General features: G+C 65.2%; 4 protein-coding genes. 1 reads left to right on the top strand and 3 read right to left on the bottom strand.

Annotated elements, in window-relative coordinates; genetic code table 11:
* Positions 1-116: 116 nt before the first annotated feature.
* From LGN10_RS33165 to metX, 3 genes are all read right to left on the bottom strand, one after another.
* On the bottom strand, positions 117-1,538 hold the full coding sequence (locus tag LGN10_RS33165; protein WP_059573627.1) for an AmpG family muropeptide MFS transporter: 1,422 nt from the start codon (positions 1,536-1,538) through the stop codon (positions 117-119).
* Between the two features lie 116 nt (positions 1,539-1,654).
* On the bottom strand, positions 1,655-2,263 hold the full coding sequence (metW, locus tag LGN10_RS33170; protein WP_059573628.1) for a methionine biosynthesis protein MetW: 609 nt from the start codon (positions 2,261-2,263) through the stop codon (positions 1,655-1,657).
* Entirely contained in the window at positions 2,260-3,405 is a 1,146-nt protein-coding gene (gene metX, locus LGN10_RS33175; RefSeq protein WP_226226264.1) for a homoserine O-succinyltransferase MetX, read from the bottom strand. The genes metW and metX overlap by 4 nt, the downstream gene beginning before the upstream one ends.
* 716 nt (positions 3,406-4,121) lie before the next feature.
* On the opposite strand from metX, the gene LGN10_RS33180 reads away from it, so the two are divergent.
* On the top strand, positions 4,122-9,834 hold a 5,713-nt coding region (locus LGN10_RS33180; RefSeq protein ID WP_264163306.1), incomplete at its 3' end, for an ESPR-type extended signal peptide-containing protein.

The raw sequence follows: 9,834 nt of genomic DNA on the forward strand, positions 1-9,834 counted from the left end.
GCGCCGCGGCCGGCGCGGAGCCCGCGGCCGTCGCGCCGGTGTCGGTCGCGTGCGCGGCGAGCGCCGCGGCGCCGACGCCCAACGCGGCCGCCACGCGTGCGAGACGGCGCAGGCGGTTACCGCGCACGGCTCGCCTCGCCGTTGCGCGCGGCACCGTTCCACGGCGCGATCCTGAACAGCAGCAGCATGCCGGGAATCGCGAGCGCGGTGCACACGATGAAGTAGTCGAACCAGCCGATCTTCGCGACGATGAAGCCGCTCGCCGCCGACGCGAGCGTGCGCGGCACGGAGGCCAGGCTCGTGAACAGCGCGAACTGCGTGGCCGTGTAGCGCGGATCGGTCGTGCTGGCGATGTACGCGACGAACGCGGCCATCGTCAGCCCGGTCGTGAAGGTTTCGAAGCCGTAGACGATCGCGAGCGCGACCGTCATCGGGCTGAATTGCGGCGTGACGGCGATGCCGAACACCGACAGCGCGGCCGCGATCGCGTGGCTCGTCGACACGGTGAAGTCGTACAGCATCGCGAGCACGGGCGAACCGGGGCCGAGCTGCGCGAGCCATGCGAAGCCGAGCGTCGACACCATCTGCAGCGCGCCGAAGATCCACAGCCCGCGGCCGATGCCGATCTTCACGAGCCAGATGCCGCCGATGATGCCGCCGGCGACGCTCGCGACGAGCGCGGTGGTTTTCGCGACGATGCCGATTTCGGTGCGCGTGAAGCCGATGTCGAGGAAGAACGACGTCGACAGCGTGGTGGCCATCGTGTCGCCGATCTTGAACAGGAAGATGAACGCGACGACGAGCAGCGCGCCGGCCCAGCCGTCGCGCTGGATGAATTCGCGAAACGGCAGCACGATCGCGTCGCGCAGGTTGCGCGGCGGCGCGCCGGCCACTTCCGGCTCGCGCACGACGAGCGTCATCAGGATGCCCGGCAGCATGAATGCGCCGGTGATCGCGAACACGGCGTCCCACGGCATGTGGTCGGACAGGATCAGCGCCAGCGAGCCGGGGATCAGCGCGGCGAGCTTGTACGCGTTCACGTGCACCGCGTTGCCGAGGCCCTGCTCGGTGTCGCGCAGCAGTTCGCGGCGGTACGCGTCGATCACGATGTCGGCGCTCGCGCCGAAGAACGCGACGAGCGTCGTGAGCGCGGCGACCGTCCAGATCGAGTCGCGCGGCGACACGAAGCCGAGCGCGGCGATCGCGCCGGCGACCAGCACCTGCGTGAGCAGCAGCCAGCCGCGCCGGCGGCCCGGCCGCCAGCCGGGCAGCCGCGGGATGTAGCGGTCCATCAGCGGCGCCCACAGGAACTTCCACGTATACGGGAACTGGATCAGCGCGAACAGGCCGATCTCCTTCAGGTTCACGCCCTCGGAGCGCAGCCATGCCTGCACGAGGTAGACGAGCGTGAACAGGGGCAGCCCCGACGTGAAGCCCAGGAACACGCAGATCAGCATGTGCTTGTTCAGATAGGCGCGCCAGCCGGGGTGATCCTCGTGAGCGGTGAGTGCGGGCGCCTCGTGTGGCGTTTTCGACATGGACTGGAACTGGGTAGCGTTGACTGAAGGCGGCGGCAGCGCGGGCGGCGCGGCCGGCGAAGGTGGGGCGGCCGCGCGCGTGGGCGGGCCGGATCTTCCGTCAACGGCTCCCCGGCTCAGCTGCGCTTGACGCGATAGACAGCAAGACTACCACGCCAGTTCGCTCCCCATCGAATCGGCTGGCCTTCGTGCAGCACGACGCGGTCGAGGATCGTGACGCCGACTTCGGGCGCGAGCGCCTCGAAATCCTTGATCGTCAGCACCCGCACGTTCGGCGTGTTGTGCCACTGATAAGGCAGCGACTTCGACACCGGCATCCGGCCGCGCAGCACCGACAGCCGGTGCGCCCAGTAGCCGAAGTTCGGGAACGACACGATGCATTCGCGACCGACGCGCGCGGTTTCGCGCAGGATCGCGGCGGTCTGGTGGATCGTCTGAAGCGTCTGCGACAGGATCGCGATGTCGAAGCTGTGATCCTCGAACAGGCGCAGGCCGTCCTCGAGGTTCTGCTGGATCACGTTGATGCCGTTTTTCGCGCTCGCGAGCACGCCCGCGTCGTTCAGCTCGATCCCGTAGCCGGTCACGTCCAGTTCTTCCATCAGCAGCGCGAGCAGCGAGCCGTCGCCGCAGCCGAGGTCGAGCACGCTCGAGCGCGGCTCGACCCAGCGGGCGATCGTGCGGAAGTCCGCGCGCGCGGACAGGGAATTCAGCGCTTGCTGGTTCATGCTCCCACCTCGATGGCGATTCGTTCGTAATACGCGCGGATCAGGTTGTGATAGCGCGCGTCGTCCAGCAGGAACGCATCATGGCCGTGCGGCGCATCGATTTCCGCGTAGCTGACCGTGCGCTTGTTGTCGAGCAGCGCCTTCACGATCTCGCGCGAGCGCGCGGGCGCGAAGCGCCAGTCGGTCGAGAAGCTCGCGATCAGGTACTTCGCCTGCGTATGCGCGAGCGCGGCCGTCAGGTTGCCGTCGAACGCCTTGGCCGGATCGAAGTAGTCGAGCGCGCGCGTGATCAGCAGGTAGGTGTTCGCGTCGAAGTAGTCGGCGAACTTGTCGCCCTGGTAGCGCAGGTACGACTCGACCTCGAACTCGACGTCGAAGCTGAAGTTGTACGCGTCGAGCGCGCCGTCCGCGCGGCGCAGCGCCCGGCCGAATTTCTCGGCCATGTCGTCGTCGGACAGATACGTGATGTGGCCGATCATCCGCGCGACGCGCAGGCCGCGCTTCGGTTTGACGTTGTGCGCGTAATAGTCGCCGCCGTGGAAATCGGGATCGGACAGGATCGCCGAGCGCGCGACCTCGTTGAACGCGATGTTCTGCGCGGACAGCTTCGGCGTCGACGCGATGTCGATGCAGTGCGCGACGCGCTCCGGATACATCAGGCTCCATGCGAGCGCCTGCATCCCGCCGAGGCTGCCGCCCATCACGGCCGCGAAGCGCTCGATGCCGAACGCGTCGGCGACGCGCGCCTGGGCGTGCACCCAGTCCTCGACGGTGACCACCGGGAACTTGGCGCCGTACGGCTTGCCGGTCGACGGATCGACGCTCATCGGGCCCGTCGAGCCGAAGCACGACCCGAGGTTGTTCACGCCGATCACGAAGAAGCGGTTGGTGTCGAGCGGCTTGCCCGGGCCGACCATGTTGTCCCACCAGCCGGTGCTGCGCGGATCATCCGCGTAGACGCCGGCGACGTGGTGCGACGCGTTGAGCGCGTGGCAGACGAGCACCGCGTTCGAGCGCGCGGCGTTGAGCTCGCCGTAAGTCTCGACGACGAGCTGATAGTTGCCGAGCACGCTGCCGCTTTGCAAGCGCAGCGGTTCGGCGAAGTGCATGGTCTGTGGAGCGACGATGCCGATCGAGTCCATTCGTTCCGCCTTATGACTGGGCGGCTAAACGGTGTCGGCGATGCGCGGAGGCGAAGGTGCGCGGCTGACGACCTCTTTAGCCGCATTTGTAGTGAACCCGCCTGGGGAGCGACGCATCGACGCATCAAACCCCGGCCGGTTCGCGCGCCCGCAATCGAGTCAGCAAATCGGCGCGCTTCCGACCTGCCGCCAAGGGCGGCAGTCGGCAAAGTATAGCGGATTTTCCAGGCGTGCGAGCGGTCCGGAAGACCAGGTTCAAGCAGGGTGCCGTTGCATGCCGTCCGGCTCCGCCGTTCAGCGAAACGCGTCGTCTCCGCGACTTTTTTGATACAGGAAATATCTAATTATTCGATGCCTGGTGTGGTCCGGCAAATCCTTTAAATCCTGTGAAATTTATTAGAGATAAAAGGCAATTCGTACAAGTTGTAAACGTATTCCCACCTATTTAGTTCTCGTCCTGTTTTCGAGATGAGGGCGCGCCAATAGAGTTTCAGCCAGCTTTCAGTATCCGGTTGAAACGCGCGATTTCGCAGCGCTGTCGGCATGATCTTCCGTCCGTCTTCATGCGATTTCCTCAGCAGTCACGTTTCGCATTTCTTTCCGGAAAACCGTAAGCGTTGAGCTACTTGTCACCGCTCTCGCCGAGTCGTCGCATCGATATGGCTACGCAAAGCCGATGCACGTTGCCGAGAGGTTTACCAAAGGGAAAGGTTCGTATGAACAAGTCGTATCGTGTCGTGTGGAACGCCTCGACCAGCACCTGGTGCGCCGCATCGGAAATTGCGCGCGGACGCTCGAAATCGTCGAGCTCGTCGAAATCAAAAATCGCGGCGGCCGCCGCGCTGGTCGTGGCTTCGATGGGGTCCGCGTACGCGGACGAAGTCGACGCGGCAGACCCGACGCTCGACGAGCGTACCCATCTGGCCGACGTCAAGCAGAATCCGCAAACGCTGAAGCGAAGTGTCCCCGATACCCGGGCAGTCGTGTCCGACAACAGCGCATACGTGAAGATCAATGCGAGGGGCGACGGCACGGATAACGCGTCGGCGATGGGCGAGAACTCGATCGCGATCGGCAGCAGCGCGAAAACGCGTCCGTCCACGTCGGGTCTCAGCGGTGCGGTAGCGATCGGTACCGCGGCGACGGCGGCCGGCAACAACGTCGCGTTCGGTGCCAATGCATCGGCGCTCGGCGAAGAAGGTGCGATTGCGCTTGGGGCAGCTGCCAATGCGGGCGGCAAGTCGTCGATCGCGCTCGGCAACGAGGCACAGGCGACCGGTTGGGGTGCCTACGCGCTGGGCCGGAAGGCGAAGGCGACGGCGGAATCCGCACTGGCGATCGGCGATTCGTCGATGGCGGCGCGGGCAGGTACGATGGCGATCGGCTCGCAGGCTGCGGCGGCAGCGGACAACGCGATCGCGATCGGTCAGAGCGCGGCGGCGCGCGGCGCCGACTCGCTGGCACTCGGTTCGTATTCCGAAGCTGACCGGGACAACACGGTATCGGTGGGCACCGCCGGTTTCGAGCGTCAGATCGTCAACGTCGGGCGCGGCACGCAGGCGACCGATGCCGTCAACATTGCGCAGCTCAAGGATGTGACCGCCACGCTGGGCGGCAACGCTGCCGTCGACGCGAGCGGCAACATCAAGAAACCGGCCTACACGATCGGCAGCAAGACCTACGACAACGTCGGCGATGCGCTGCTGGCGGCTTCCGCCTCGGGCGGCGGGTCGGAAAATGCGGTGGAGTACGACTCCACCGCGAAGAATTCGGTGACCCTCGGCGGCACCGGCTCGGCCGCGGTCAAGCTCACCAACGTGCGCGCGGCCACGCTGTCGGCGAACAGCACGGACGCCGTCAACGGCGCGCAACTGTTCGCGACCAACAACCGCGTGACCGATGTCGAGAAGTCGCTGAACGATAGCGGGCTGATCGACCCGTCGACCGGCGAGTCGCTCGCGGTCGTATACAAGGATGCGACGAAGAGCACCGTTGCGCTGGGCGGCACGGGCGGCACGATCGTCACGAACGTGAAGGCCGGCAAGGTCGCATCGGCCAGCAAGGACGCCGTGAACGGCGGCCAACTGTATGACGTGTCGTCGAGCGTCGCATCGGCACTCGGCGGCGAAACGATCGTCAATACGGACGGCACCCTTTCGAAGCCGACCTACAAGGTCGGTGACAAGACTTTCAACAACGTCGGCGACGCGCTTCAGGCCGCGGCCGCCTCGGGCGGCGCAGGTGGCGAGGACGCGAACGCCGTGCACTATGACGGCGCGGGCAAGACGAGCGTGACGCTGGGCGGCACGGGCGCGACGAAGCCGGTCTCGCTGAAGAACGTCGCGACCGGCCAGGCCGCTACCGATGCCGTCAACGTGGCCCAGCTCCAAAGCGGCATGAGCGACGTCAAGGACGAGATCAAGAAGGATCTCGGCGACGGCACGCTCGACATGAAGTACATCAAGGTCAATGCCACGGGCATGCAGGCCAATGCGCTGGGCAAGAACAGCGTGGCGATCGGCTCGCAGGCGATGGCGACGAATACCGACACACTGGCGATCGGTTCGGGTGCCAGGGCGACGGGCAGGAACTCCGTCGCGATCGGGATCAACTCGGTCGCTTCGGGCGCCAATACCGTGTCGGTCGGTGACACCGCCGCGACGCGCCGGATCGTCAACGTCAGCGATGGCGTTGACGAAACCGATGCCGTCACGATGCACCAGTTGACCAATGCGATGCAAACCGCAAACAAGCGGATGCAGCGGATGACGCGTGACGTCGAATCGAAGCCGGGTACCTTCGTTGCAATCGAAGGGATGGGTGCGGACGGCACCATGCCGAACGTGGCATCGATCAACGGCACGGATCCGACGCTGGGAACGGCCGCGGCCATCGGCGTGGGGAGCGCTGCGGGCGGCCTCGATACGGTTGCGATCGGTCTGCAGGCCGCCGCCCTTTCGGAGGGTTCGGTCGCGCTCGGCAGTATTGCGCAGACGGGGGTCGACCAACCGTTCTCGGTCGCGATGGGCAGCATGGTCACGACCAATGGCGCGGGTGCGTTGGCCATCGGTTCCCACGTGAAGGCCAACGCGCAAAATGCGGTGGCGGTCGGTAACAACGGCGTGATGGCTTTGGGTCAGAGCTCGATTGCCATGGGCGACAAGGCGGCGACGATGGGCGGGAGCGCGAACAGCGTGGCGCTCGGCAAGTCCGCGAAGGTTGCGCAAAACGTAACCGATGCAATGGCGTTGGGTGCCAACGCAAGCGTGACATCAGGCAATAGTGGCGGTATCGCGCTGGGCGCTAACTCCGTCGCCGATCGCGGTAATGCACTTTCCGTCGGGTCGAACTCGATGCAGCGCCAGATCGTCAACGTCGCAAAGGGTACCAAAAACAACGATGCGGTGAACGTGAGCCAGTTGACGGGCGTGACGAATGCGCTCGGCGGGGGCGCGGGCATCGGCACCGATGGCAACATCACGGCACCGACGTACAAGGTCGGCGACACGACGTACAACAACGTCGGCGACGCGCTGGACGCGATGGCGAAGAACGGCGGCTCCGACCCGAACGCCGTGTCTTACGACAGCGCGACGAAGGACAAGGTCACGCTGGCGGGCAAGACAGGCACGACGCTGTCGAACGTGAAGGCCGGTACGGCCGACATGGACGCGGTGAACGTGTCGCAGCTGAAGTCGTCGGGTCTGATCGGCGAGGACGGCAAGTCGCTTGCTGCGGTGACGTACGACAAGAACGCGGACGGTACGCCGAACTTCAAGTCGGCGACGCTGGTCGGTGTTGGCGGCACGACGTTGTCGAACGTGGCAGACGGCAAGGCGGACAAGGACGCGGTGAACGTATCGCAACTGAAGTCGTCGGGCCTGATCGGCGAAGACGGCAAGTCGATCGCTGCGGTGACGTATGACAAAAATGCGGACGGCACGGCAAACCACGAGTCGGTGACGCTCGCGGGCAAGACGGGTACGAAGCTGACGAACGTGAAGGCGGCCGAACTGTCGGCGACGAGCACGGACGCGGTGAACGGCTCGCAACTGTTTGCGACGAACGAGAACCTGGGCAACCTGAAGGACACCCTGACGGATGGCGGCGTCATCGACAAGACGACGGGCGAATCGCTGGCGGTGGTGTACGACAGCACGTCGAAGGACAAGGTGACGCTGGCGGGCAAGGCAGGCACGACGCTGTCGAACGTGAAGGCCGGTACGGCGGATCTGGACGCGGTGAACGTGTCGCAGCTGAAGTCGTCGGGCCTGATCGGCGAGGACGGCAAGTCGATTGCCGCGGTGACGTACGACAAGAAGGCAGACGGCACGCCGAACTACAACTCGGTGACGCTGGGCGGCGGGAAGTCGACGGGCCCGGTGACGCTGTCGAACGTTGCACAGGGCACGGCCGGCACGGATGCGGTGAACGTCGATCAACTGACGAAAGCGATCAGCGACGTGGAAGGCGGCATGAACCCGCTGGCCGTGTCTTACGACAGCGTGACGAAGGACAAGGTGACGCTGGCGGGCCAGGCGGGCACGACGCTGCCGAACGTGAAGGCTGGCACGGCCGACATGGACGCGGTGAACGTATCGCAACTGAAGTCGTCGGGCCTCGTTGGCGAGGACGGCAAGTCGCTTGCTGCGGTGACGTACGACAAGAACGCGGACGGCACGCCGAACTTTAAGTCGGCGACGCTGGCCGGCGAAGGCGGCACGACACTGACGAACGTGAAGGCTGGTGAGCTGTCGGCGACGAGCACGGACGCGGTGAACGGCTCGCAACTGTTTGCGACGAACGAGAACCTGGGCAACCTGAAGGACACCCTGACGGATGGTGGCGTCATCGACAAGACGACGGGCGAATCGCTGGCGGTGGTGTATGACAGCACGTCGAAGGACAAGGTGACGCTGGCGGGCAAGACAGGCACGACGCTGTCGAACGTGAAGGCCGGTACGGCGGATCTGGACGCGGTGAACGTATCGCAGCTGAAGTCGTCGGGCCTGATCGGTGACGACGGCAAGTCGCTTGCTGCGGTGACGTACGACAAGAACGCGGACGGTACGCCGAACTTCAAGTCGGCGACGCTGGCCGGTGTTGGCGGCACGACATTGTCGAACGTGGCAGACGGCAAGGCCGACAAGGACGCGGTGAACGTATCGCAACTGAAGTCGTCGGGCCTGATCGGCGAAGACGGCAAGTCGATCGCTGCGGTGACGTATGACAAAAATGCGGACGGCACGGCAAACCACGAGTCGGTGACGCTCGCGGGCAAGACGGGTACGAAGCTGACGAACGTGAAGGCGGCCGAACTGTCGGCGACGAGCACGGACGCGGTGAACGGCTCGCAGTTGTTCGCGACGAACGAGAACCTGGGCAACCTGAAGGACACCCTGACGGATGGCGGCGTCATCGACAAGACGACGGGCGAATCGCTGGCGGTGGTGTACGACAGCACGTCGAAGGACAAGGTGACGCTGGCGGGCAAGGCAGGCACGACGCTGTCGAACGTGAAGGCCGGTACGGCCGACATGGACGCGGTGAACGTATCGCAGCTGAAGTCGTCGGGTTTGATCGGCGAGGACGGCAAGTCGATTGCCGCGGTGACGTACGATAAGAAGCCGGACGGCACGCCGAACTTCAACTCGGTGACGCTGGGCGGCGGGAAGTCGACGGGCCCGGTGACGCTGTCGAACGTTGCACAGGGCACGGCCGGCACGGACGCGGTGAACGTCGATCAACTGACGAAAGCAATCAGCGACGTGGAAGGCGGCATGAACCCGCTGGCCGTGTCTTACGACAGCGTGACGAAGGACAAGGTGACGCTGGCGGGCCAGGCGGGCACGACGCTGTCGAATGTGGCGGCTGGCAAGGTGAGCGCGGACAGCAAGGACGCAGTCAACGGCTCGCAGCTGCATGGCACGGCGCAGAGCGTGGCGGACGCGCTGGGTGGTGGCTCGATGGTGGACGAAAGCGGGAAGCTGAAGGCGCCGACGTACACGCTGGCCGATCCGGCGGACGATACGAAGAAGGTCGATTACCACACGGTAGGCGATGCGCTGGAGAACCTGGACGGTCGAGTGGCAGGCAACACGGGCGACATCACGCACATCAAGAACCAGTTCACGAACACGGGCCTGGTGGATGCGGATGGCGACACGCGTGCCGCGGTGACGTACGACAAGAACAAGGACGGCACGCCGAACTACCAATCGGCAACACTGGCGGGTAAAGGTGGCACGACGCTGTCGAACGTGGCGGCGGGTAAGGCCGACCTCGACGCGGTAAACGTGTCACAGCTGAAGTCGTCGGGCCTGATCGGCGAAGACGGCAAGTCGCTTGCTGCGGTGACGTATGACAAAAATGCGGACGGCACGGCAAACCACGAGTCGGTGACGCTCGCGGGCAAGACGGGTACGAAGC

Origin of the sequence: Burkholderia sp. AU32262 (genome assembly GCF_020419985.1) — a bacterium.
GTDB lineage: Bacteria > Pseudomonadota > Gammaproteobacteria > Burkholderiales > Burkholderiaceae > Burkholderia > Burkholderia semiarida.

Coding starts and splice junctions, on each gene's coding strand:
- LGN10_RS33165 (WP_059573627.1), bottom strand. CDS start 1,538: ATGTCGAAAACGCCACACGAGGCGCCCGCACTCACCGCTCACGAGGAT.
- metW (WP_059573628.1), bottom strand. CDS start 2,263: ATGAACCAGCAAGCGCTGAATTCCCTGTCCGCGCGCGCGGACTTCCGC.
- metX (WP_226226264.1), bottom strand. CDS start 3,405: ATGGACTCGATCGGCATCGTCGCTCCACAGACCATGCACTTCGCCGAA.